The 25,256-nt window shown below is 31.9% G+C and carries 21 protein-coding genes; 19 read left to right on the top strand and 2 right to left on the bottom strand.

Annotation, left to right across the window (positions count from 1 at the left end; all coding sequences use genetic code 11):
• Positions 1-52 precede the first annotated feature (52 nt).
• The gene (locus HNV10_RS12535; RefSeq protein ID WP_173301728.1) at positions 53-4,264 is read right to left on the bottom strand and encodes a LamG-like jellyroll fold domain-containing protein; all 4,212 of its coding nucleotides are present in this window, start codon (positions 4,262-4,264) and stop codon (positions 53-55) included.
• A gap of 325 nt (positions 4,265-4,589) precedes the next feature.
• Between HNV10_RS12535 and HNV10_RS12540 the strand changes: the two genes are divergently transcribed.
• The 4 genes from HNV10_RS12540 to HNV10_RS12555 all read left to right on the top strand — a co-directional run bounded on the left by HNV10_RS12540 (position 4,590) and on the right by HNV10_RS12555 (position 12,589).
• The gene (locus tag HNV10_RS12540; RefSeq protein ID WP_173301729.1) at positions 4,590-10,457 is read left to right on the top strand and encodes a PKD domain-containing protein; all 5,868 of its coding nucleotides are present in this window, start codon (positions 4,590-4,592) and stop codon (positions 10,455-10,457) included.
• A 6-nt stretch (positions 10,458-10,463) separates the two neighbouring features.
• On the top strand, positions 10,464-11,468 hold the full coding sequence (locus HNV10_RS12545) for a PorP/SprF family type IX secretion system membrane protein (protein ID WP_173301730.1): 1,005 nt from the start codon (positions 10,464-10,466) through the stop codon (positions 11,466-11,468).
• Positions 11,469-11,501: 33 nt separating this feature from the next.
• Positions 11,502-11,864 (top strand): hypothetical protein, encoded by a 363-nt coding sequence (locus HNV10_RS12550; RefSeq protein WP_173301731.1) that lies wholly within the window; start codon positions 11,502-11,504, stop codon positions 11,862-11,864.
• Positions 11,865-12,199: 335 nt separating this feature from the next.
• A complete protein-coding gene (locus tag HNV10_RS12555) occupies positions 12,200-12,589 on the top strand; it encodes a hypothetical protein (RefSeq protein ID WP_173301732.1) in 390 nt (129 codons plus the stop codon).
• Between the two features lie 500 nt (positions 12,590-13,089).
• On the opposite strand, the gene HNV10_RS12560 is transcribed toward HNV10_RS12555, so the two are convergent.
• A complete protein-coding gene (locus HNV10_RS12560) occupies positions 13,090-13,764 on the bottom strand; it encodes a hypothetical protein (RefSeq protein ID WP_173301733.1) in 675 nt (224 codons plus the stop codon).
• 351 nt (positions 13,765-14,115) lie between these two features.
• Here HNV10_RS12560 and HNV10_RS12565 point away from each other — a divergent pair, with 351 nt between their 5' ends.
• The 15 genes from HNV10_RS12565 to HNV10_RS12635 all read left to right on the top strand — a co-directional run bounded on the left by HNV10_RS12565 (position 14,116) and on the right by HNV10_RS12635 (position 25,255).
• A complete protein-coding gene (locus tag HNV10_RS12565) occupies positions 14,116-14,271 on the top strand; it encodes a hypothetical protein (protein ID WP_173301535.1) in 156 nt (51 codons plus the stop codon).
• Between the two features lie 27 nt (positions 14,272-14,298).
• A complete protein-coding gene (locus tag HNV10_RS12570) occupies positions 14,299-15,948 on the top strand; it encodes a tetratricopeptide repeat-containing sensor histidine kinase (RefSeq protein WP_173301734.1) in 1,650 nt (549 codons plus the stop codon).
• Between the two features lie 3 nt (positions 15,949-15,951).
• Positions 15,952-16,617: a DNA-binding response regulator gene (locus HNV10_RS12575; protein WP_173301735.1), complete on the top strand. Its 666-nt coding sequence runs from the start codon at positions 15,952-15,954 to the stop codon at positions 16,615-16,617.
• A gap of 234 nt (positions 16,618-16,851) precedes the next feature.
• Positions 16,852-17,313 carry a PEGA domain-containing protein gene (locus HNV10_RS12580; RefSeq protein WP_173301736.1) on the top strand — a complete coding sequence of 154 codons (462 nt, stop codon included), beginning with the start codon at positions 16,852-16,854 and terminating at the stop codon, positions 17,311-17,313.
• Positions 17,314-17,517: 204 nt separating this feature from the next.
• Entirely contained in the window at positions 17,518-17,811 is a 294-nt protein-coding gene (locus HNV10_RS12585) for a TM2 domain-containing protein (protein ID WP_173301737.1), read from the top strand.
• Between the two features lie 46 nt (positions 17,812-17,857).
• Positions 17,858-18,205: a hypothetical protein gene (locus HNV10_RS12590; protein ID WP_241695507.1), complete on the top strand. Its 348-nt coding sequence runs from the start codon at positions 17,858-17,860 to the stop codon at positions 18,203-18,205.
• A 2-nt stretch (positions 18,206-18,207) separates the two neighbouring features.
• Positions 18,208-19,476: an ABC transporter permease gene (locus HNV10_RS12595; protein WP_173301739.1), complete on the top strand. Its 1,269-nt coding sequence runs from the start codon at positions 18,208-18,210 to the stop codon at positions 19,474-19,476.
• A gap of 6 nt (positions 19,477-19,482) precedes the next feature.
• Positions 19,483-20,394 carry a hypothetical protein gene (locus tag HNV10_RS12600; RefSeq protein WP_173301740.1) on the top strand — a complete coding sequence of 304 codons (912 nt, stop codon included), beginning with the start codon at positions 19,483-19,485 and terminating at the stop codon, positions 20,392-20,394.
• Positions 20,395-20,429: 35 nt separating this feature from the next.
• Complete coding sequence (locus HNV10_RS12605) at positions 20,430-20,933, top strand: thermonuclease family protein (RefSeq protein WP_173301741.1); 504 nt, start codon at positions 20,430-20,432, stop codon at positions 20,931-20,933.
• Positions 20,930-21,301 carry a hypothetical protein gene (locus HNV10_RS12610; protein WP_173301742.1) on the top strand — a complete coding sequence of 124 codons (372 nt, stop codon included), beginning with the start codon at positions 20,930-20,932 and terminating at the stop codon, positions 21,299-21,301. Before HNV10_RS12605 ends, HNV10_RS12610 begins: the two co-directional genes overlap by 4 nt.
• A gap of 98 nt (positions 21,302-21,399) precedes the next feature.
• A complete protein-coding gene (locus HNV10_RS12615; RefSeq protein WP_173301743.1) occupies positions 21,400-21,804 on the top strand; it encodes a hypothetical protein in 405 nt (134 codons plus the stop codon).
• Between the two features lie 129 nt (positions 21,805-21,933).
• Positions 21,934-22,209 carry a PH domain-containing protein gene (locus HNV10_RS17380; protein ID WP_173301904.1) on the top strand — a complete coding sequence of 92 codons (276 nt, stop codon included), beginning with the start codon at positions 21,934-21,936 and terminating at the stop codon, positions 22,207-22,209.
• Between the two features lie 87 nt (positions 22,210-22,296).
• Positions 22,297-22,533 carry an HTH-like domain-containing protein gene (locus HNV10_RS12625; protein WP_173301744.1) on the top strand — a complete coding sequence of 79 codons (237 nt, stop codon included), beginning with the start codon at positions 22,297-22,299 and terminating at the stop codon, positions 22,531-22,533.
• On the top strand, positions 22,534-24,108 hold the full coding sequence (locus HNV10_RS12630; protein WP_173301745.1) for a type I restriction-modification system subunit M: 1,575 nt from the start codon (positions 22,534-22,536) through the stop codon (positions 24,106-24,108).
• Complete coding sequence (locus HNV10_RS12635) at positions 24,092-25,255, top strand: restriction endonuclease subunit S (RefSeq protein WP_173301746.1); 1,164 nt, start codon at positions 24,092-24,094, stop codon at positions 25,253-25,255. Before HNV10_RS12630 ends, HNV10_RS12635 begins: the two co-directional genes overlap by 17 nt.
• Position 25,256: the final 1 nt, after the last annotated feature.

The raw sequence follows: 25,256 nt of genomic DNA on the forward strand, positions 1-25,256 counted from the left end.
AAAGCCTCAATCGTATTAAGATTGAGACTTTCTTATTACTAACTAAAAACAATTAACTATTTATTAATATTTTTTTGGTTACCACGACTCCTGTTTCTGTTTGGAGCTTAATAATATAGGTACCTAAACTTAAATTCTTTATTTCATATTCTGAGTATGCATGTTGTGTAATTTTATCAGTACTATAAACCGATTGTCCTAACATATTGTACAAAGTTATTGACTTTATAGATGTGTTATTAGGGTTTACAATGACGATTTTTTCTAAAGTATTAGAATATAATACATCTAGATGAGTGGCAATTTGGTCATCAACACCTAAGGCATCTGTTGTGGTACCAAAGGTGATTTCAAAGCGGTTTAAATATTCGCCAGCATTTATAAAGATTTCGTAAGCACTAGTTCTTAAGTCATGGTAAATATCTAAATCAATATCATGTAAATACACATTAAAACTGTCAGCTACATGTTCTAAAGCGTCAATACTTATAGTGTTTATGCCATCGGTACTGGTTTTAATACCTAAAGGATATGTAGTAGAAATTGCTGCTTCATTACTTCCTTGTATAATGTAAGCTTGATTATTAATTATCCAATACATATCATCTATTTGGTCTTCGTTGAGTAGACCATCATAAGCCCAATCAGCACCAATTGTTGCATTATCATCAATGGTTAATAATAACTGACGTTTTATAGTGTTTACAGAATTAAAACCTATTCTTATTTTCATTCTAAGGTCTTCTTCTTCAATTTCACCATCTGTTTCGTTAGTACTTGTTGAAGTATTAGAAAATGTACTTCTCATAAATACGGAAGCATCACTTTCCTTTTTAAATACACGTTGGCTATTTTTAAATTGTATAGTTCCTGAATTTTCACCGAGTACAAAAAAGCCTTGACCTATTGGAATATAGCGTCCTGGTTTTTTAGTAGGCGATTCATCTAAAGTTAAATCTGGATGATTACTTTGTTTGTAAGCCGCTTTAACACCTCCTGAATAGTTATACGTCGCATAACCACCTTGGTATTCTTGAAAAATATGTGAGCCTCCTCCCCAATGTTCCCAGAAATATAGTGTACCATTAATTAATGGTGTAGCATTTGTTGCTAATGGATCGTCATTTTGAACTATTGGGCCATTATCTTTAATAAATTTATTAGCATCTATTGCAGAAGGATATGGGTTACCAACTAGATAATCATTGTCTACGGCTAAAGTAAGGTTAATGTCTCCGTTATTTGGTAAACCTGAAAAAACGTAATTTTGAGGTGTTGAGATAGAACCCGTTCCTGGACCTTTCATGGTGAAACCTTCTCCAGGATAAATTTTACCTGTACGTCTTATGTGTTGCCAAGATGAGTTAGAATTGTTTGTATGGTTGGCGTATTTCCAAATCCAATAATCCGCAATGCTAATAGGGCTTGTAGCTGCACCATCATAGCCTGAGGATAGGAAATTTATAGTTGAAGGATTATTAATATCTGTGCCATCTTGCATAACATCTATAATTCTAAAATTAAGTGATTCTGAATTTTGACGTTTAACAGGTGATGACCAATAATTATAAGTATAAGTGTCTGCAGTCCCTTGTTGGTCGCGTTCAATTTTACCAATACTTTCAGAATCAATTATACTTCCTTCGCCTTGCACAAGTTGAGATTCGCCTTCTAAATCAATAAAACCATCTAATTTTAAATACCATGAAATATTTAATTCTGAATCTTCTGTTACAACATATTTTATGGGATTATTATCAGTATCTGTTTCATTAATAAATAAACCTAAATGTTGTTGTTTATTATTAAAAGTTACATTATTATGAATAACCTTAACTATAGACCAATCGTACAATACAGCATCTTCGCCATTAATACCTTCTGAGGTTTTGTTAAGAGCTGTAACTAGATGCCCACTTTGTTGTGTAATAAATGGCATTGGTGCAGATTGTTGCTTAAATTGTTTAAAGTTGAATAATTCTGCTCCAGAATCAGTATCTATAATAGGTGTTGTTAAATTATCGGTTATACTACCATTGAAATGGTCTAAACGATAATATTTTATGAGATTAGACCAAGAAAGGTCGTCAATATCTAATGGGATTTCTGTACCTCGAATATTGCCGTTGTTCTCAATTTCTTGGTATACCATTTTTTGAATTTCTTTATTAGAAAGTGCTTTGTCAAAAAGTCTTACTTCATCCATTTCACCTTTATAAAACCATTTGTCGGTGCCATCATGTCTTCGTCCAAAATAAAATGGTGTGTCGTCATTTTGCAGTACTCCGTTTACAGTTGTGCTATTTACTTCTTTTCCATTAATAAAAAGTTTTAGACTGTTTTCAGTACTACTGTAGGTGGCTGAGACATGAACCCATTGATTTGTAGGTAAAGAATTTTCTGAAGTTAAGCTGTAATTATTAGCGTTTACATAAAGGTTGTTGCCAGAAAGAACTTTTAAGTAAAATACATTTTGGCCAAAAATAAATCTATTACCAATGCCAGATGAATCAAGTTTAATCCAGCCCATTAAAGTGATATCTGACCATTGATTAATTATAGATTCATCTTGTATATAGTCATTTCTACCATCAAAGTAAAGTTGAAGTTTTCCTTCTAATTTTCTAGGTGAGCCAAATGTAGTATTATCTGTATCAAAATTATCTAAAATACCGTCGCCATCAGAATCATAATCACCATCAATAATTCCGTTATTATCCAAGTCTAAGTGCTTGTATAAAGTGGTATCAATGTTAAAAACTCCTGTAAGATTATTGTAAATATCTATATAATCAGGAATATTGTCATTGTCCAAATCTATTACTAAATTAGTATGGTTTAGTCCTTGATTACTATTCCCATATCCAGACAATATATTTTCGCCATTATAAAAATCATACACATCTAAAATTCCGTCAGCAAAGTATTCTATTATGCCATCAAAATTAGTGTCTTTTTCTCTAGTAGTATCGGAATCTAGTCCGTCGCCAACACCATCACCATCACTATCTCCATCTCCATTTTGAAAATTTGAGTCATTAGAGTTTTGTGCTCCAGATTCATCAACATCAAAGATGCCATCATTATCACTATCTAAATCTATGTAGTTTGGAATACCATCGTTATCAGAATCTAAAGGTATTTGTGTTTCGGTTGCATCTTGCATACCGTTATTATTAGAGTCTATTAGGTTGCTTATAAAACCTTTACCATTAGTATAGGCACCAAAACCAGCTTCAACCGCATCCGGAATGCCATCATTATCACTATCCAAGTCAAAAATATTTGCGACACCATCATTATCTGTGTCGCATAAGGTTTGGATAATTTCTATATCATCTATAGCTAAATCGTTTCCTGTCCCTCCCAATTGATTGTTGTAAAAGAAGACATTAAATTCAGTAACAGAAAAAGTAAGGTTGGCCGTGAAATTGTGCCAGCTAGCAATGGGATTTCCATTAATTGAAGGTGGTATGTCTCCAGTGCTTATTGCTGCCAGTAAGTTATTATTTATATCTCTAAATTCAACTTTAATTTTTGGCCTCAGGCGATTTTCAATGCCAGGCGCAGTGTTTGTGTCTAAATTAAGGGCCCAAAAACTATAGGTTATTGGTATATTTGGTAGTGCACCTTTAATATTTGCAGAATAAAAAATACCAGGTTCTATTGAGGCATTAAACATAGCCATTCTGCCATTAGTGTCATTTGGTGTGTGGTCTTCACCAGTATACCAATAGTCATCAGCCCAAGCAGCTACTTCTTCATGAGGTGTATTGTTAGTGCCATCGCCATTTGCCGCTTTATCATATACGGTATATTTGCCATCTCCAAGGTTAATATTTCCATCACAATTTCCTAATCCATCTTCATAGCAATACGTTGTAATAGCGTTATAAGTTGTGTTAATTTCGGTACGATTGCCTTGTCCAAAGGTTTCGTTTAAATATTTATAATTAGTGGAAACAGAAATATTAGAATTTTTACACAATTGCTCTTCAATAGAATCTTCAATACCATCATTATCATCATCGCTATCAATATGGTCTAAAATGCCATCACCATCGCTATCAAAAAATCCAGATGCTGAAACGTTGTTAGTATCAGAGTTTATAGAGAAAGAGCTCAATTCTGATTGTAAATAGTGAAGTTGAGAATCAATATTTATAGTAGCACGAGTCTCTGTCGTTTGTGCAGAAACGAAAAAACTATAAAATAAAAGCATGCCAATAGAGCTACGCTTCAATATATTGATCACAGTGATCATAAGTTGGTTAAATTTAGTTTGGGACTAATTTCTCGACAAACGTACTATTATTATCTGTGAAATGCAAATAAATTGGATGAAATGTAAGTTATTGTAAATATTTACACGATAATTTTAACATGATGTTCTTTAAATTTGAAATCAATTAAAACAGATAATATTTTACTTTGAATAAAATTTTATTGCGAAATGTGGTTAATAGACTTTTTAGAATGTATTTGGTAGATGATTCATTACACTCGTCGAAGTTTATACTTAATTAATATTGATTTTTAACTTTTTAACTATATTCAATTCTTATTAAGTAATTAGCTATCATATATTTATGGGGAAAATAAAATATAGCTTATTATTGATCACAAGTCTTGTTTTTGGTCTAATAAGCGCAATTAATTTTGCAAAGGAGCTAGATAAAAGCGCTAATCCTTATCATTCAAATCTTACTAATAATTCATTGGTGCCGCCAAATGCCACTATTTCTGGAGGTGGTGTTACAGTTTGCCAAAATGAAGAACCAGTTCCGCAAATTATATTTACAGGTTCATCTGGCGTACAGCCATATACTTTTAGTTATAGAATAAATACAGGGCCAATACAGACTATTACAACAGAAGGGACAGATAATTCAGTAACGATTAATGCAGATATTAGTACAGTAGGTACACTAAATTATACATTGTTAAGTGTTGAGGATGATAGCGAAGATATAACGCCTATCAATGAAAGCGTTCAAATTATTGTTATTCAATCTCCAGATGCTACCTTAGGTGGTACAGGATCTGGTACAACATTTAATGGCTTACCAGTTTTTAGACAATGTATTAATTCTGGTTCTCAGTTTACATTTACAAATCTTTCAACTACATCAGCCCTTAATACAAGTTATACTATTAATTGGGGAGACGGTTCGCCCGATTTTAATGCAACGACTTGGTCAAGTATTACACATAGTTTTAATGTAGGTATTTATAGCTTAACTTATACAATTACAGGAAGTAATGGTTGCGATACGGTTGCCGAATATACTGTTTTTGTTGGCTCTAATCCTGCCGTTTCTCTTGGTAATCCAGGGAATACAGATATTTGTAATGTTAATCCATTAACTTTTCCCATAACTGGTACCGAGAATAATCCTCCTGGCACTATTTATACGGTTACGTTTAATGACGGATCTCCTCCAGAGGTTTTTAATCATCCACCTCCTGCAAGCGTATCGCATACGTTTAGTATGTCGTCTTGTAATACTACGAGTTCAGATGGTACTAATACATACGAAAACTCATTTTCTGCAATTATAGTGGCTTCCAACCCTTGCAGTACATCGTCCGTAGGTGTTGTTCCAATTTATGTGTCAATAGCGCCGGAAGCAAGTTTTAGTAGTGAAGATAACACTTGTGTTAATACGCCAATTTGTTTTCAAAATACATCCATAGGTGATGAAAATAATGGCTTAGGAAATTCTTGTGATACTAGTCCTAATATTATTTGGGAGGTTACACCTGCAACTGGGTTTACAGTTTCTTCTGGTTCATTAGGAAATGATTTTGGTAGTAATGATCCAAGTGTATGGCTAGCAGGTTCTGATAATATATGTCTTAATTTTACTCAAGTTGGATCATTTCAAGTTAGACTAAGAACAGGAAATCGTTGTGGTATGGACGATGTGGTAAGAACTATTTGTGTTGAAGACGATTTAGTTCCTGTATTTGCAACTAATTTGGTGGAAGGCTGTGAAGTATTGCAAATATCCACCTCAAATACAACAGATGAATCCAACAGTTGTGAGACGCCTACGTATTTATGGGAAGTAAATTATACGGCAGAGTTTTGTGGCACAAATTCCGAATGGAGTTTTATTAATGGAACTGATGAAAATTCTGCAAGTCCTTCATTTCAATTTGATACAGCAGGCACTTATGAACTTGTAATGACGGCAACTAACTCTTGTGGTGACTTTGAAACATCTCAATTAATAGAGGTAAAACAGCCGCCAGAGGTAACAATTAGCACTGTTATGGATGCTTGTGGTACAGCATCTATTAGTCCTGTTGCAACAGTCGAGACGTGCACCGATTCTTCTGATAATATTACGTATAGTTGGTCATTTCCTGGTGGTTCACCTTCAACATCAAATCAATTAAATCCAGGAGTCATTGATTATAATGCTACAGGTGATTATACAATTGAATTAAGTGTTATTAATTCTTGTGGAACAACAACAGTAACGGAAGATTTTTCAGTAAATGATTCACCAACAATAACAAACACTGATGTTTCTCAAAGTATTTGTTCTGGAGCCTCAACTACGGAAATTACGCTAACTTCAGATAATACATCAACAACTTATAATTGGGTGTCTAATAATCCTGCTGGATTAACAGGTTTTATTTCCAATGGAAATTCAAATACAATTCCACAACAATTCATTGTTAATTCTACAACAGCACCTGTCGTTTTAGAATATACTGTTACTCCAGAAATTAATGGTTGTACAGGTGAAGCCGTAGTATTTCAAATTACGGTAATTCCTGCACCATTAATTACGCTGCAACCGCAGTCAGACGCTGTCTGTCAAAACGGAATAGTGAATGATTTATCAGTTGCTTTTGAGGGTTCCGGAACTCCAGTTTATCAATGGTATCAAAATACATCTAATAACACAGCAACAGGAACAGCTATAGCTGGAGCAACCTCAGATACATATACACCTTCATCGACAACTGTTGGGACTTTATATTACTATGTTATCATTTCGTTTTCTACTGGTGGTTGTAGTGAGGTGGTTTCAGACATAGCTGAAATTGAAGTTACAAACCTTACTCAAATAGATACACAACCACAGAACACTCAATCTATTTGTGTAGGTGGTATTTCAGAAACACTCCAAATTGTTGTTTCAGGTGGTTCGCAAGCACCAACATTTCAATGGTTTTCTAATACAACAAATAGTAATACAGGAGGAACACCAATTCCTGGCGAGACAAGTGCAACATATACACCTCCTGTTTTTAATACAACAGGCACATTTTATTTTTATGTGGAAGCAAATTACAGCGAAAACGGTTGTGCTAATCTAACGAGTACAGTTTCAGAAATTGTTGTTGTTGATGACCCAGAAATAACATCGCAACCTTTGTCAACACAAAATCTTTGTCAGAATACTATAGCTCAAGATTTAGAGGTAATGGTATCTGATGGATTAGGTACTAGTTCTTATCAATGGTATGTGAATTCAATAAATAATACAACATCTGGTTCGCCAATATCTGGTGCGACTGCAAATGTGTTTACACCACTTACAAATACAGTTGGTACATTCTATTATTACTGTATAGTTACACAAGATGTTTCTGGTTGTGAAGTAACTAGTGCTAGTGCTACAGTAGAGGTAAGCGAAGGTGCTCAATTTACGCTACAGCCGGTTTTAGATGAATTGTGTTTAGGTGAAACTACTGCAGATTTAACAGTGTCATATACAAATGGCGCAGGTATTGCAACTTATCAATGGTACCAAAACGGAGAGGATAATCCTTTAACTGGCACTGCAATTGCAGGAGCAACATCATCAACGTATAGTCCTGATGTCAGCAGTATTGGCTCAACGTACTACTATGTGATTATTAATTTTAGTTCTGGTGGATGTTCAGAAATTGTTTCAGAAACGGCTGAAATTATTGTTAATGAAACACCTTTTATTAATGATTCTACTGCATTAATTTGTAGTGGAAATTCTTTTGAGTTTACTCCAAACACAACAAATACAGGTGATATAATTCCTTTAAATACCTTATATACGTGGACAATGCCTACAGTTAGTCCAGCTGGCAGTATTATTGGCGCTACAGAACAGTCAACTGGGATTTCAACTATTTCTCAAACTTTAGAAAATACAACCACAAATCCATCTACAGTGACTTATACAGTTACACCAGTTTCTGGTAATTGTATAGGCGAAACTTTTGATGTTGTAGTAACCGTGAATCCTTCAATTTCAATTTCTTCAACTGTGATTCAAAACTTATGTTACCAAGCTAATACGGCTTCCATTGAAATAGATATTGCTGGTGGTATTCCTTTTGCAACGGGAAATCCATATTCTATTTCATGGACAGGTCCAGGTGGTTTTGTAAGCTCAAACGAAGATATTTATAATTTAGCCATAGGAACTTATTCATTAAACATTGAAGATGATGGTGGATGTCCGTTTACAGAAACTTTTCAAATTACAGAACCAGACCAATTGGTTTTTAGTGGTGTGAATTTTGATCCAGAAACAATATCTTGTTATAATGCTAATGATGGTGAAATATCTATTGATGTTTCAGGTGGTGTTTTACCTTATGCTTATGCTTGGACATTAAATACAGCGCCTTTTTCGTCCGAAGAAGATTTAATTAATCTTGGGCCTGGTGATTATGTTATTACGGTTACAGATGCTAACAATTGTAGTCCTATTATCTTAAATTTTATAATTGAAGAGCCAGACGAATTAGAGGTTATATTAAATACTAAGACAGATGTACTATGTTTTGGTGATGCTACTGGCAATATTTCTGTTGACGTTATTGGTGGCAGAGTAGATTATACATTTGCTTGGACAGGCCCAAATGGTTTTACAAGCGCTAATGAAGATATTGATAATTTAGCAGCAGGTATTTATAATTTAACGGTGACTGATAATTCGGGTTGTACAGATACCTTAGAGGTTGAAATTCTTCAGAATACAGAAATACAAATAGACCTAACCGTTTCACAAATGCTGTGTTATGGTGATAATGACGCGTCCATAGTAATTAATTCAATTTCTGGAGGAATTTCACCATATGAGGTGGCTTGGAGTAATTTAGGATTAGGAATGAGCCAATATAATTTATCAGGAGGCACATATACAATTACCATTACTGATGCCGAAAATTGTGAGAAAGAATTTCCTGTAATTATCGATCAACCTCCTGTATTCGATATAAATCCTGTGGTAACGCAAATGACATGTGCTGGTGAGAATGATGCTAGTATTGTATTAAATTTTGTTGGAGGTATTGATCCTGTATCACTGGTTTGGGATGATGATCCTGTAGCTGGTACAGAACGAAATAATTTAGCGCCTGGTATTTATACGGTTACTATCATTGATGGTACACCTTGCGAGATACAAGAGAGTTTTACCGTTTTTAATATTGAACCATTAAGTCTTAGTGCTAACGTCACTCATGCTTTAGATTGTAATGACACCAATAGTGGAGGTATTAATTTGCTAATAGAAGGCGGAACACCTCCTTTTGATGTTTTATGGTCTAATAATGAAACTACGGAAGATTTAAATAATGTGCCACCAAACACATATGTTGCCACTGTAACCGATGCTAATGGTTGTAGTATTGAAGGCAGTTGGGATGTTAATAGATTTGAGCCATTAATAGTGGAGGTTATCGACCAAGTTGATGTAGATTGCGAAACAGCAAGTGTTGACCAAACCTTTTTAGCTATAGCCAGTGGAGGCGTTCCTCCGTTTCAATTTAATTGGTCCGATGGAACAGTGAGTGGACCTAATAATGAATTTATGTCTACAACCACTAATGGTTTAGTAGTTTTAGAGGTTATAGATAGTTTAGGCTGTTCTGCAAATTATACTTTTAATGTAGAAATTGCCATTTTGGGACAACCTGGATTCACAACATCTTCTTTTGGTTATTTAAACTATGGCGTTTATGCGATTCAGGATCCTATAGATTTTACAAATACGGCAACAGGAAATTATGAAACTGTTTTGTGGGACTTTGGTGATGGTAGTTTTTCTTCCGAAGAAAATCCAGTGCATACCTACTATACACCAGGTAGTTATGTGGTAACACAAACAGTAACCTATGCTTTTGGTTGTGTGTTTGAGAACGTTTTGACCTTAATTATTGAAGAAGGCTATAAATTGGTTATGCCAGATGCCTTTACTCCAAATGAAGATGGTATTAATGATTTTTTTGCACCTGTATTTATAGGGTTAAGTAATTTAGACCTTAGTGTATATGATACTTGGGGAAGTTTAATTTATAATGAAACGGGTGATTCTATTAGAGGTTGGGACGGAAAAGTAAAAGAAGAAGCGGCAGAAAATGGCAATTATTATTACACTTTTTCTGCTAAGACTTTTTACGGGAATGAAGTTAAAAAACAAGGCGCTTTTGTATTTATCAAATAAAACCGAATGACAATTAAAACAAAAATTACAATTTTATTAGCGGTTTTATGTGGCAGTTTTGGAAACGCCCAAGATCCTATATTCTCACAATCTAATTATATCCAAGAAACATTAAATCCTGGGTTTTCTGGCTTTGAAGATAATGATAGAATAAGTGCAGGTGTGTTAAGCAGAACGCAATGGCCAAATTTAAATCTTAAAGTGAGTACACAATATTTCTTTATCAATAAGTCGTATGAAAGTCGTTATAGTTCCGGACATGCACTTGGTTTTAATGCACTTTGGCAAAATGAATCGGCAACAAATTATAATTTCTACCAAGCCAACGTTAATTATATGCATCGTGTAAATTTAAATGGTGGTTGGTTTTTTAGACCAGCTATTGAGGTCGGTTTTGGATTAAAAGATTTACGTTTTAATAGTTTAACGCTTGCCGATCAAATTAATATTAATAACGGAACTATAAATCCGGTTTCGGTAGATCCATTTAGTGGTAATACCGAGAATGTAGCATTTTTTGATGTCTCTTCAGGATTTGTATTTGAGAAAGCAGGATTAAATAATAATACCTACTGGTTTGGTATTTCTGCCAAGCACTTAAACCGTCCTAATATTTCATTTTTAAGAGATCAAAATGTAGCTTTAGATATTTTTTATTCAATACATGGTAATTACCGCTTTCCATTTCTAAATGATTACAGAATAATGATGACGGCCAATTATATGCAACAAGGCGAATACAATAGGTTAGATATTGGGTCTTTGTTTCAAGTGAATCAGTTTTTAATGGGAATAACAGCAGTAACAAATCCGGCAAGAAATGATGATAATAGCCATTTGTTAACATCCATAAATGGCTTTTTAGGTTTAGAATACACCAATTTTAGGTTTGGATTGTCTTATGATGCTAATATTTCAAAAATTGGCAGAACTAATGGTGTTTACGAGTTTTCTGTGACTTATATGTCTCGTTGTCGCAATTGTCCAACAAATCGAAGACGGAAACGTTAGTTATTTTTATTTTTGAATAACACAAAGAAAGTAATGGATATAAAAGAACTTGAAGGTTGTTATAACATCGAAGGTAGTAACCAAGATGAATCTGGAATATCCTATAAAGGAACTTTAGAATTAACATTAGATATTAATAATAGAGTAAAAGCAAAGTGGCTTATAAACAGCGCACACAAACAATTTGGAACGGGCTTTTTTAAAGATGATATTTTGGTGATTAATTTTAATTATAAAGGCGATAATAGTAATATTTATAAAGGTGTTGTAGTCTACAAATGTCTAACCAAAAATGTACTAGATGGTTTTTGGTCAGAAAAACATGGAAATCCGCTTTATTTAGGGGTAGAACGTTGTTTTAGAATAGGAACACAGAAAAGTGAGATCGTTAATTGATTAAGTTTTTTTGAAGCTTTTCGTTATTTATAAAGAATTAAAGTTATAATGCTAATATATTCGACGTAAGGATTTTAGATTTAAAAATTAGTATTTATATTTGAGTTCCCTTTTAAATTCCCTTTTAACTAAAAAATTTTTAGCTCGCAAAATTGCAGTTTAATTAGTATAATCTATGCTAATGTAGACGTGTTATACGGTGAATAAAGCATTCGTTGGTATAACAATTTATTTTTCAAACATTTTAAGTTCTTAGAAAGATGCTATCAATGTTCTGAATATAAAATAGATTAAGAGATGAAAATAAAAATTTTATTTAGATTAAATATATACACATGCCAGTAAAAAAATTAGTCGAAAAAATCACAACCAAGCCAGAAGTAAAATCATATATTATAGAAGTGCTAGAGGCATTTCAAAATATGAACACCAATAAACTTAATACTTTATTGGATGATGGATTACGTTATGAAAATTTAGAAAAAAAGGAATTTATTTACCAACAGAAAAACATCTTTTCAATATTTAAAAACGCTGGAGATACACGTTTAGAATTATCTACTAATATTTGTACAGGTTGTTTATGCAGTGAGCCTGTTTTTGTTTTAACAGGTAACAAGTCGAATAAAAAATATGCTATTTATATGCAGTTTGCCAAAGGCGAAATAACTGATATTTTTAGATGTGCTGAGCAATCACAAGGCTTGGGTTTAATGCCATTTTAGTATTCATAAAATCCTAGAATTTCCCAGTTATTTAAACCAATTCGCGAGTCATCATTTTATATTCATCTTTTTGAATATGAAGTTGATTATAAGAAATATAAAGTGACTATCAAAAAAACAATCATAGTAGCGTAAAATCTGATTACATTATTGGTCAATCTAACAATGCGAAAAACGGAGTTGTTTTTTGAAGATTTAAAAAGTGAATTAAAAAAAACGATTGCAAAAAAATAATGGCAGATTAAATACCAGTTGGTAACATTGTGAGATACGAACATTCTTTCATAATAGTGCTGCACCTATTCGCTGCGCTTGGGGCTATCTCTAATTTATTTATTAAATTAGATGCTTAACTTCACAACTAACCATAAAGGAAACTTGTAGGTGTAAATATAGTATATCCTAAGGAAATTTTTGAATTAACAAATAATGTTAACCCTTTTTTAGTCAAAGGAATTTTAAAAAACCTTCTTTTAAAATCAAAATGTTGATTAAATCTTTTAGTGGCAAATATATTTATCTATAATATATTTTGTTATTTGTTTCAGAGTTTTACCTGTTTCAGGATGTAAACCTAATGCCGTAAAATATTCTATTTTTTTATTATTATTCTTTCCGTACCAAATTCTAACACTTCCATCTTCGTTAAAGAATGAATAACTGCATGTTGGATTAATTTTTTTAAAGTTATTTATTCTTTCTTCTTTATATACTTTTAGTTGGTGTAAATCGTATTTTTCTGTATCGAAGTTGACTTCAATATAGTGATTTTCATTCCAAATCATCCAACGTTGTGTTGTTGCAGAATTATAAACTAATAGTCCAATAATAAGTAATATAGAAACCATTATTGTAATTCTGTTTTTTCTTAAAAAGAGCTTTAAACTCTTATCTTCTTTTATTTTATAATCTTTATTCTTAGCTACAAATTCATTGTAATCTTTATAGTCTAGATAATGACTTAAAGCTTCTTCAGCATGTTTTTTTAAGCGAATATTTGTAGAAGTGCCGCTTTGTAACGCTTTAAATTTTTCTCTCAAAATTCTTTCCCCATATGGTTCTTTGGTATCATTTATAATAAAATCAGAAAGGTGTTGAGATCTTGGTGAGACATGAAAAGTGTTAATTTCTATTGCGGCTTTTTCGAAAGCATCGTTAAGTAGTTTTTTATGCATTTTATTAGGGTTAATCGTGTTTTAAAGTTACTAATTTGTATTGGAAAAATAATGGAAATTCTTGTCCAAAACCTTTCCGTATTATTTCCATTGTTTCCAAGGTATTCTTCATTCATTTGTTTAAGAATTAAATGTCGTCTTACTCGCAATAAGGCTTGCGAAGTTTAATTTTTTATTGGAACCGTGGTGTAATATCAACTTTATTGGGAAGGTAAATCACATTTACTTCACGGTTCCATACTTCCCAATGAAGAGAACTCTCTTCAAAACTTAATGGGTGTTGCTAAGCAACTAAGCTTCCGAGAAATTCTCGGACAGCAACACTATTGTCAAATTTTTAAATCAGATAAAATGAAGAAAATATCTATAATTTTGTTTACGGTTTTCCTCAATGCTGCATTTGTGTCATGCAATCCAGAGAGTATTACGGATAATAATGTACCACAAGCGTGTTGTGGAGACGGAAGTGAAGTACCTCCACCTCCTCCAAAAGATGAAGGTGGATAATTTAATAATTGTTATTACTTTAGAGGAATGAAATCATTGAAAACTTCATTCCTCTTTTTTGTATTAATTTTTATTAATAAACAGAATCTCTTTGCTCAACAAAGGCTTGATAGTTTAGCTTATTATTCAAACAAAGCACTACATCCCCAAAATTACAATGACCTTATTGATTCATATGATTTTTTTAATAAGGCTTACTCAGAAAGTATAGAAAACCAAAAGCCAAAGAAATCTGTCCATAATTTATACTATATAGCCAGTGTAGAATATAAACTAGGTGACTATAATAAGAGTGAGAAATCAATTGTTAAAGCAATTAGCTTATTAGATAAATTACCTAATTCAGCATTCAAAACTCAAACAAGAAATAGTCTATATATCCTAATGGGATTAATTTATATAGAACAAAGAAATGAGTCAAAAGCAGTAGAATTTTATTCTAAAGCTTTAGAAAAAGCTGAAAACCCATTAGATAGTGCCAAAATATATAATAACATGTCATTAATATATGCTGAAATTAATGACTTCCAAAAAGTAAAACAAGAATTAGAAAATGCATATAATTTATTACCTAGGATAGAAGATGCCTTAACTAAATCAAATATTTTAAACAATTTAGGAGCTGCTGAGAACGAACTGGATAGCACAAAAGGGTTAGATTTATTGCTTAAAGCATTAGATATTAGAGAGTCTGTTGGCGATAACTCCACAATGTATTCCAGTTATGCACATTTATCAGATTACTATTATAAAATCAATAATAAAGTAGAATCTAAAAAATATGCATTAAAAGCTTTTGAGCTAGCTGAGATTATTAATTCACCATCATACAAAGAGAATGCACTTAGCTTATTAATACGATTAAGCGATGATAATTATGCCAAAAAATATAAGATTTTAAATGATAGCCTTAGTAATGCCAAGCAGCAAACTAAAAATAAGTTTGCATTGATGAAATATGACGCTTCTGAAGCTAACAGAAAAGCATTAGTGGCACAATTAGAAAATGCAAGACTTAAAAATACGAGGTTAGTTTTTATCTTATTATTGATATTTCTTGTGTTCGCTGCCTTATTAATATACTTCATTTTAAGAGCAAAGCATAAAAAAGAAAAACTACAGCAAGTTTATATTACAGAAAAACGAATTTCAAAAAAAGTACATGATGAGGTTGCGAACGACGTCTATCACGTTATGACTAAACTTCAAAGTAATGCCAATGATAATGAATCGGTTTTAGATGATTTAGAAGGCATATATAAAAGAACAAGAGATATTTCTAAAGAGAATAGTGCAATAGAGGTCGACAAAAATTTTAATGAGTTAATAAATGATTTATTGTTAAGTTACAAAAGCAATGAAGTTAGCATTATCACTAGAAACAATTCTAAAATTAATTGGGATGGCATTCCAGACATAAAAAAGACTACAATTTATAGAGTACTCCAAGAATTAATGACCAATATGCGCAAACATAGTAAGGCGACTATTGTAGTATTAAATTTTAATCAATTGAATAAAAAAGTTACCATTGATTATTCTGATAATGGCGTCGGTTGTAATAGTATTAAAAGTGGCGGATTGCTCAATGCGGAAAACCGTATAAAATCTATAAATGGAACCCTTACTTTTGAATCACAAATAAATAAAGGCTTTAAAGCACAAATTAAAATTTAAAGTATGTTTTCAAAAGTTTTAATCTCTGATGATTTAGGAAGTGTTAATCAAGGTGTACTCAAAGTTTTAGAGACGCTTAATATTACAAATGTACAGCAAGTACAGTATTGTGATGATGCTTATTTAAAGATTAAGAATGCGGTTTTAAAAGAAGACCCATATCAATTATTAATTACAGATTTATCATTTGTGCCTGATCATAGATCTCAGACGTATACTTCAGGAGAAGCTTTAGTAAAACAGTTAAAACAAGAATATCCAAATCTTAAAATAATTGTGTATTCTGTTGAAGATCGTTTGCAAAAAGTAAGAACCTTAATACAAACCTATAAAGCAGATGCCTACGTTTGCAAAGGGAGGAGAGGACTTATTGATCTCGCCTCGGCTATTTATATTGTTAATGATGGAAAAATATTTTTGTCACCTCAAATAGAACAAGCCCTTAGCCCAAAATCAAATTTAGAAATTGATGATTATGATATAGAATTGTTACAGCAACTATCTAATGGTCTATCTCAAGATGAAATTAGTACCTATCTTAAAAACAATTCAATATCACCAAATAGCTTAAGTACGGTAGAAAAACATCTTAACAAACTCCGTATTCAATTTAAAGCTAATAATGCCATACACTTGGTGGCAATTACAAAAGATTTAGGACTTATATAAAAAGTTTAGAGGCATTACGGAAAACAGTAATAGACATCACAAAGTAGTATTTATTTTTGAATAATTTCTGCGTCTTAGGGAATGTTAGGGCTATTATTTTTGCGCAGAAATTAAATTAATAAGAGGTGTTTTTTATTTGGGCACCTCTTTTTTTGGTTCTTACGGAATACCGTAAGGTAAGAACTACAGATGATTTTAAATTTGATAATCAATTAACAATTAAATCAAATTAAAATGAAAAAATTAATTTTTGTAGGCTTCATAGCTTCACTTATGTTATGCACTAGTTGTGCTTCAATCTTCACTGGGTCTAAAAGACTTGTATTATTTGAATCTAATCCATCAGGCGCCAAAGTCTTTGTTAATGGTTTTGAAAAAGGGACGACGCCAACTCAAATCAAAGTTGCGGCAGATGATCGCATAGATTTTAAAATAGATGGTTACAAAGAACGTGTGGTTATAATGGATAGTAAGTTCAATTTAGTTGCTATTCTTAATGGTTTCTCTATCATTGGTTGGGGTGTAGATGCAATTACAGGTTCACTAAAAAGAGTAGATACTAAATACGTAAAGGTAGATTTAGAGACATCTAAGGACAATGCTTCTATTAAAAAGTATTTGGATGAAGGTACTATAAATAAAGTAGATATTAATACAGTAAATAAAGTTATTGAAACCGTTATTGTATTGAATTAATGGATATTGAATATCTATACAACCTTAAAATTAATACAGGTTTAAGTTAGAGGCTTGTTGTAAATTAATACAAAATGATTGTCTCTTATCAAATTATAAATTAGCTATTAATTAGATTCTATTCAGAGCCTTACGGAAATCCGTAAGGTTTTGTTTTTTAAAGGATTTAAGTTTGAGGAACTAAACTAAAAAAGGAAAGAAATTATGAATAAACATTATTTATTATCACAAATGAAATCATCAGGAACTGCATACTTATGTTGGTTCTTTTTGGGGTGTCATTATGCTTATCTCGGAAAATGGGGATTACAATTTTTATATTGGTTTACAATTGGAGGTTTAGGCATATGGTGTCTTTTTGATTTATTTCATATTCCGACAAAAGTTAGTAATCACAATATGTTAATAAGTAGTCAAATTGCCGAAATTGAAAAAGGTGAGAAAGAAGAAACCCACTCAAGGAATATGGCTATGATTGCAGCATCTAAAAATAATTAATATGATATCAACCGAATTAAAAAGTCATTTTTTAAGACTTTATCAAATGGCTTTCTCAGATGACAATTTTGATGTTTTAGAAATGCAAATGTTATACAGATTTGCCGAAGAACGAGGTGTTACAAAAGATCAGTTAGATAGTATCCTGTTAAATCCATCTCATAATACTAGTGTTCCTGAAGGTTTAGAAGAGAAGATAGAATATTTATATGACCTAGCGCTGATGATCTGGGCAGATAATATTGTTACCGAAGATGAAAGAATTACTTTAAGAAAGTACTGTATAAAATTTGGTTTTCTTGAAGAAAACATCGAAGAATTATCAGAATTTTTATTGTCTCATGCAAAAGAGCAGTTACCTAAGCATAAACTTATAGAACTTTTAAAAGAATAGAAATGAGTCCGTTAAGAAAAATTTTTACTTTAAAAAATAAAGAGTCAAAAAAAGAAAATAGTAAAGTTAATATCGAAGAAGATGTTAAGAGTATTAAGTTAACTTTTTTTGAAAGTGGTTATGGTTCTTCCAAACAAGCGGAAGGAGATTCTCGCATATTTAAAGCATGTTTAGAAAATGTCTACATGGATTATAAAGGAAAATGCAGAGAGAATGAAAATTTACAAAAGGAACTTAAGGCTCCTTACATTAATGAGAAAGGACGAGTTGAAACGGAATTAAAAAAGCGTAAAACTGCACTAGGGTTATTAGAAGAATCAATTATTAATGTTGAACAAAAAATAATATCACTTAGAAACGATATGGTAGAGGTAAGACGAGTACCAGAAAAATTTGGTTTGGACGTTGATAAAAAACCTAAAGCGCAATTTTACCTTGGCTTAGCTGTACTTATTCCAATTACATTTTATCTTCTGGTATTTTATATGTCAGCTTCCTTTTCTGCTTTTTTTAAAAATTTTGATACCGATGAATTATCTGCTGCAATATTTGATGGAAATGCCCTTACAAAAGCTATTCGAGATGGCTGGCTAGAAGGTGTTTTTGTTGCTACCATTCCATTTGCATTTATGGGCTTGGGCTATTTAGTTCATATGTTTCTAAAACATAAGAGTTGGCTTTCCTATGTGAAAGTAACATTGTTATTTGCGATTACCTTTATTTTCGATGCTATATTGGCTTATCAAATTGAAAATAAAATCTACGAAATTCAAAAAACACCAGATTCTCCAGCATTTGATTTATATATAGCATTTTCATCTGTAGAATTTTGGGGAATAATATTTGCTGGATTTGTAGTATATATTATTTGGGGATTAGTATTTGATTTTATTATGAAGGAATACGAAAATTTTGACAAAATAAAAACTTTTATTAGTGGAAAGCGTGACGATATAAAAAATAGTGAATTAAACATTTCTAAATTAATTCAAAAAATAAACCCAATTAAAGAAGAAATAGTTGGTCTAGAAGGAAAAATTGTCGATTTGCAACGTACAATAGATGGATTCGTTTTTTCAAACAAACATTATTTAACATACCATGCAGAATATGTGAAAGGTTGGTTTTTGGCTATAGCAGATAATTTTGATAGCTTAAAACGTAGAGAAGAATTGTTATCTAGCTGTCAAGAAGAAGAGTTGAAGCATTTAAAAGAACATGATATTGATAATGAGGATTATGAAGGTAGATTGTATAAAGTAGTAAATTAAGTAAAGATGAAAATTAAAACAATAGTATTTATAATTTTAGTAACTGTATTATCGTGTAAAAATGATAAGGAAGAGTCCAATGTCGAGTTGTCTATTGAAAACAATGAACCAACAACTAAACTTTCACCAAACAGACCTAATTTAAATATTAGTATACTTTTAGATTTATCTGATAGAATTGATCCTGTTAAATACCCTAATCCTGCCATGGAATTTTATGAAAGAGATTTAGGTTATATTCACTCTGTTGTGGAAAGTTTTGAATGGCATTTACGAAACAAAAGAAGTATTAAAATTAAGGATCATATTCAATTATTTATAGAGCCAGAGCCTGCGGATGGAGCGCTGAATAGTAAAATTCAATCTTTAAATATGTCTTTTACAAAAGACAATGCAAAAAAAGAATACATTATGCAAACTTCTGGTGTATATGATAGTATTGTTAAGCAGATTTATCAATCAGCGATAGAAGATAATAATTATGTTGGCTCAGATGTTTGGGGTTTTTTTAAAAACAATGTGCAAGATTTTTGTGTAGAAGAAGATTTTAGAAACATATTAGTGGTTTTAACAGATGGTTATTTGTATCATAAGGATGTAAAAATTAAAGAGAAAAATTTAACATCATATTTAAGACCTCAAGATATTCGTGAATTTAAGTTGAACAAGGCGAATTGGAAGGAGAGAATGGAAACTGAGAATTTTGGTTTTATACCTATGCAAGATGATTTGAAAAATATAGAAGTATTGGTATTAGGGATAAATCCAGATAAAAAAAATGATTACGAGCAAGATGTTATTTTTAAATACTGGAAAGATTGGCTGACGCAAATGAATGTGAAACAATTTGAGATAAAATTAGCTAACCTACCTGCTAATATGGATAAAGTTATTAAAGACTATATTTTTCAAGAATAAGTAAAAAGTTAGATTTAAAATTCTTAAATAAAAGTATGACCAAACCCATTTTACTAGTACTACTTTTTATCGTTTTTAGTGCAGAAGTTACTCAAGTTACATTAAAGAAAGAAACAATAAAAGGCAAAGTTACAGCAATCACAGATGGTGACACGTTCAAACTATTAAAAGCAGATTCTACATTAATTAGAGTGCGTTTAGCTAATATAGATTGTCCAGAGCGAAAACAACCCTTTTCCAAAAGAGCAAAGCAATTTGCATCTGATGCTATTTTTGGTAAAAATGTTGAGGTGAAAGTTTTAAAGAAAGATCGTTACGGTAGATTTATAGCTAATGTCATCTATGATGATGATAAAAACTTAAGTAGAGAATTATTAAAAGCAGGTTATGCATGGCATTATGTAAAGTATTCTAACGATTCTACATTACAAAAATTAGAAGATAAAGCTAAGAAAGATAAAACAGGACTCTGGCAAGATTCAAACGCTATTGCGCCTTGGGCATGGCGAAGCCATAAAAAGAAGAAAATTAAGCCATGAAACAGTTTAGGCTTTTATTGTTCTTACTCATTATAGCAACTACTTCTGTTAGTCTATCACAAACCGTCTATACAACCAAAACAGGTGAGAAGTATCACAAGGCTTCTTGTGCATATCTTAAATATTCTAAAAAACCAATTACGCTAGATAAGGCAAAAGCTTTAGGCTATGTAGCTTGTAAAGTATGTAAACCAACTAAAGCAAAAACAAGTAATAAATCTAACGAGCCAAATTCATTATCTGCCACGACAAAGAAAAAGGAAACTTCAAAAAAGACTACGGCAACGCAATGCATTGGTAAAACGCAAGCAGGTAAACGTTGTAAAAGGAAAACAAAAAACGCTAATGGTCGCTGTTATCAACATTAAGTAGTGTTTTACGGATTCCCGTATAGAGAGTTAATTCAATAGTTATAAATTAGTGCTCGGGTTAATGTGTTGAATTTACTGAGCTAAAACTTAATTTAATGAAAAAGCTAACTATATCATTCTGTTTCTTATTGATATCTTCATTTTGTTTCGGACAATTAAAAATTTCTACTGATTCAAGGACAGATTATTCGTGGGACAATAATAGTGAAGATTGGGTCTTTGAAAGCGAAGATTCAGAGTCTCTCACTTTCTTTGAGTTTAACGAAAGTTTTACAATGGTAAAACACACTACAGAATCTGGAACTTCTGGCTACCTTATAAAATCTCAAGAACATGATGAAGAGAATGGTAATAACCAATATTTAATGTCAATATTAAGTGATGCAGGAAACAAGTATATTATGATTTTTGATGTTAAAAATAGAAGCATAAGATTCATTACAGAAGACACTTCTACAATGATTAAATTTAAAATTAAAAATATATGGAAAGATGAATGAATTTTTATCATTTCTAGATTAACTACTATAATAATATATGGATTTAATAACTCATTTTAGCGTAATAAAAGGGGAAAGTATTGATAATGCAAATAAGCTTTTTGGTGATTTTTTTTTAATGAAGAATCAATATTAAAAGCCTATACACATACAAGAGATAAAGTTGTTTTTACAACACATCGCATAATTTGTTATGATGTTCAGGGTTTAACGGGTTCAAAAAAAGAAATTAGATTCTTTCCCTATTCAAAAAGGACTTCCTTTTCTGTTGAAACGGCAGGTTTCTTTGATGGTGATAGTGATTTCAAAATTTGGGATTCAGGAGTTGGATGTTTTGGAATTAAATTTGGTAGGTCTATCGATATAAGAAAAATTGGATTTTTTCTAGCAAAAACAGTAGTTTAAATTCTAATAACTTTTTTAACCATTCAAAATTGATAAGCTAAACTTGAATTTTGATTCATTGTATTTTAAAAACTTAAACTAATAACTATGACAATTAACGAGCTAGGAGCAGCATTAGGAAATTTCTATCACAATGCACCAAATGGAGAAGCTGTTGCGATGATTCATCTTTTTGGCATCAAATATGCCAAAGAAATTAAAGAAGGTAGATATAATAAAAAAGAAATAGCTAAAGCAGCTAAAATTCCAGAATCTTATGGTACAGAAATAAGTAAAGGTGTTAAATTAGCACAATACGTTACTGTAAAAGAAAAGATAAGATAAATGGCCAAAAAAGCAACAACCAAAAAAACAAAATCCATAGAAGAAACCCTTTGGGATTCGGCAAATAAACTTCGCGGAACCGTAGAAAGCTCAGAATACAAACACGTTGTTCTAGGTTTAATATTCCTAAAATTCGCTAGCGATAAATTCCAGAAACGTCGGCAAGAACTCATAGACGATGGTAAGGAGAAGTTTCTAGATATGGTAGAATTTTATGCGCAAGACAATGTATTTTATTTAACCGAAGAATCGCGTTGGAGCTACATTATAGCCAACGCCAAACAAGACGATATTGCACTAAAAATAGATACCGCTTTATACACCGTAGAAAAAAACAATCCATCGCTTAAAGGTGCGTTGCCAGACAATTACTTTTCGCGTCTAAATATGGATGTGAGTAAACTAGCCGCTTTACTAGATACCATAAACAATATAGACACCTTAAAAGACCAACAACAAGATATTGTTGGGCGTGTGTACGAGTATTTTTTAAGCAAATTTGCTATTGCAGAAGGTAAAGGTAAAGGCGAATTCTACACACCAAAAAGCATTGTTAACCTTATAGCAGAGTTAATAGAGCCTTACAAAGGTAAAATTTACGATCCTGCCTGTGGTTCTGGTGGTATGTTTGTGCAGTCTATGAAATTTATAGACAGCCACAATGGTAACAAAAAAGACGTCTCTATTTACGGGCAAGAATACACAGCGACAACTTATAAGTTAGCAAAAATGAACCTTGCCATACGTGGTATATCTGCCAATTTAGGCGATGTACCAGCAGATACCTTTGGTAAAGACCAACACCCAGATTTAAAGGCAGATTACATTATGGCAAATCCTCCATTTAACCAAAAAGATTGGAGAGCCACAGACGAGTTACTAGACGATCCACGTTGGCGAGGGTACGAGGTACCACAAACAGGAAACGCCAATTACGGTTGGATACTAAACATGGTCTCTAAACTCTCAGACAATGGAGTGGCTGGGTTTATATTAGCCAATGGTGCATTATCTGGTGGCGGAACCGAATACGAGATACGTAAAAAACTGATTGAAAATAAATTGGTAGAAGCTATTTTAGTGTTACCTCAAAAGATGTTTTATACTACTGATATTTCTGTAACCCTTTGGATTTTAAATAATAATAAAAAAGAAAGGACAGTTACTATTAACGGAGTTGAAAAACAATATCGTAATCGAGAAGATGAAACGCTGTTTATTGATTTACGAAAAGTAGGTGTGCCTTTTGAAAAGAAATACATTCAATTTTCTGGTGATGAAATAAATAAAATATCTTCAACATATCATAATTGGCAACAAACATCTTTTGAAAATGATTATGAAAACATAGGAGAATTTTGTCAGTCTGCAACCATTGAAGAAATACGCAAAAAAGATTACTCTTTAGTACCAAGTAAATACATTGAGTTTGTAAACAGAGACGAAAATATCAATTTTGATGAAAAGATGTCAGCCTTACAAACCGATTTTACAGACTTGTTAAAAGCTGAAGCAAAATCTAAAACCGAATTGTTAAATGTATTTAAAGAGTTAGGCTATGAAATCGAATTATAAGCCACTTGGTAATTACATAAAGCAGATTAAAAAGAAAAATACAGATGGTTCAGTTTCTGTATTAAAAGGGATTCGTATAAATAAAGAATTTATGGAATCTGTAGCCAATATACAAGGAACAGATTTATCGCGATATAGAGTTGTAGAAAAATACCAGTTTGCTTACAATCCAATGCACGTTGGACGTGACGAAATTTTACCAATTAGTTTATTGTTAGAAGAAGAACCAATAATAGTTTCGCCAGCTTATGTAGTTTTTGAAATTTTAGACCATAACGAATTGGACCCAGAATATTTAATGATGTGGTGCAGACGTTCAGAGTTTGATAGAAACGTTTGGTTTACAACAGACAGTAGTGTTCGTGGTGGTTTTAGTTGGGAATCTTTATGTGATTTAGAACTACCCATCCCATCCATAGAAAAACAACGCGAAATAGTAGCAGAATACAACACCATCGTCAACCGTATAAAACTCAACGAAACCCTAAACCAAAAACTAGAAGAGACAGCGCAAGCCTTGTATAAACATTGGTTTGTGGATGAAAGTGAAAAAGAATGGAAGACTTATAGGTTGAGTGATTTACTAGAAATATCAGGAGGTTATTCTTATAAGAGCGAGAAGATGGGACTAGGAACGACTTATTTATTAGGAATGGGTTGCGTTTCTTTTATAGATAGATTCCTAGAAAAAGGAATGCGATTATATTCCGATGATGTTCCAGAAAAACATTTAATAGGTCCTGGCGATATAGTAATTGCTACTAGGCAACAAACAGATAATTATCCAATATTAGGAGCACCTAGTATTATTCCTAAATCATTTAAAAATTATAGGTTACTTGTTGCTTCTAATCTTTACAGAGTAAATAATAAATCAATATTTAGTAATAATTTTATATTTCAATTACTGAGAAGTAATGAATACAAAGAGCATATCAAACTTAACGCTAAAGGAACAACCGTAGGAATGATTACAAAATCAGATATAGAAGACTTTACTTTCAAACTACCAGAAGAGAAAAACGTTTTAGAATTTGAAAATAAACTTAATGTAATTGTTGATAGAATTGAACAATGCACTTTGGAAGTGAAAATGCTTAAAACATTCCAAAATTTAGTTTTGTCAAAAATGTCAAAAACAGCATAAA

This window comes from Winogradskyella litoriviva (genome assembly GCF_013249065.1).
GTDB lineage: Bacteria > Bacteroidota > Bacteroidia > Flavobacteriales > Flavobacteriaceae > Winogradskyella > Winogradskyella litoriviva.

Excerpts from the sequence above, each read along its gene's own strand:
- HNV10_RS12595 (WP_173301739.1), top strand. The coding sequence starts at position 18,208 with ATGAGTCCGTTAAGAAAAATTTTTACTTTAAAAAATAAAGAGTCAAAA.
- HNV10_RS12565 (WP_173301535.1), top strand. The coding sequence starts at position 14,116 with ATGAAGAAAATATCTATAATTTTGTTTACGGTTTTCCTCAATGCTGCA.
- HNV10_RS12570 (WP_173301734.1), top strand. The coding sequence starts at position 14,299 with ATGAAATCATTGAAAACTTCATTCCTCTTTTTTGTATTAATTTTTATT.
- HNV10_RS12580 (WP_173301736.1), top strand. The coding sequence starts at position 16,852 with ATGAAAAAATTAATTTTTGTAGGCTTCATAGCTTCACTTATGTTATGC.
- HNV10_RS12615 (WP_173301743.1), top strand. The coding sequence starts at position 21,400 with ATGAAAAAGCTAACTATATCATTCTGTTTCTTATTGATATCTTCATTT.
- HNV10_RS12610 (WP_173301742.1), top strand. The coding sequence starts at position 20,930 with ATGAAACAGTTTAGGCTTTTATTGTTCTTACTCATTATAGCAACTACT.
- HNV10_RS12575 (WP_173301735.1), top strand. The coding sequence starts at position 15,952 with ATGTTTTCAAAAGTTTTAATCTCTGATGATTTAGGAAGTGTTAATCAA.
- HNV10_RS12630 (WP_173301745.1), top strand. The coding sequence starts at position 22,534 with ATGGCCAAAAAAGCAACAACCAAAAAAACAAAATCCATAGAAGAAACC.
- HNV10_RS12585 (WP_173301737.1), top strand. The coding sequence starts at position 17,518 with ATGAATAAACATTATTTATTATCACAAATGAAATCATCAGGAACTGCA.
- HNV10_RS12545 (WP_173301730.1), top strand. The coding sequence starts at position 10,464 with ATGACAATTAAAACAAAAATTACAATTTTATTAGCGGTTTTATGTGGC.
- HNV10_RS12625 (WP_173301744.1), top strand. The coding sequence starts at position 22,297 with ATGACAATTAACGAGCTAGGAGCAGCATTAGGAAATTTCTATCACAAT.
- HNV10_RS12635 (WP_173301746.1), top strand. The coding sequence starts at position 24,092 with ATGAAATCGAATTATAAGCCACTTGGTAATTACATAAAGCAGATTAAA.
- HNV10_RS12535 (WP_173301728.1), bottom strand. The coding sequence starts at position 4,264 with ATGATCACTGTGATCAATATATTGAAGCGTAGCTCTATTGGCATGCTT.
- HNV10_RS12540 (WP_173301729.1), top strand. The coding sequence starts at position 4,590 with ATGGGGAAAATAAAATATAGCTTATTATTGATCACAAGTCTTGTTTTT.
- HNV10_RS12600 (WP_173301740.1), top strand. The coding sequence starts at position 19,483 with ATGAAAATTAAAACAATAGTATTTATAATTTTAGTAACTGTATTATCG.
- HNV10_RS12560 (WP_173301733.1), bottom strand. The coding sequence starts at position 13,764 with ATGCATAAAAAACTACTTAACGATGCTTTCGAAAAAGCCGCAATAGAA.
- HNV10_RS12555 (WP_173301732.1), top strand. The coding sequence starts at position 12,200 with ATGCCAGTAAAAAAATTAGTCGAAAAAATCACAACCAAGCCAGAAGTA.
- HNV10_RS12605 (WP_173301741.1), top strand. The coding sequence starts at position 20,430 with ATGACCAAACCCATTTTACTAGTACTACTTTTTATCGTTTTTAGTGCA.
- HNV10_RS12550 (WP_173301731.1), top strand. The coding sequence starts at position 11,502 with ATGGATATAAAAGAACTTGAAGGTTGTTATAACATCGAAGGTAGTAAC.
- HNV10_RS12590 (WP_241695507.1), top strand. The coding sequence starts at position 17,858 with ATGGCTTTCTCAGATGACAATTTTGATGTTTTAGAAATGCAAATGTTA.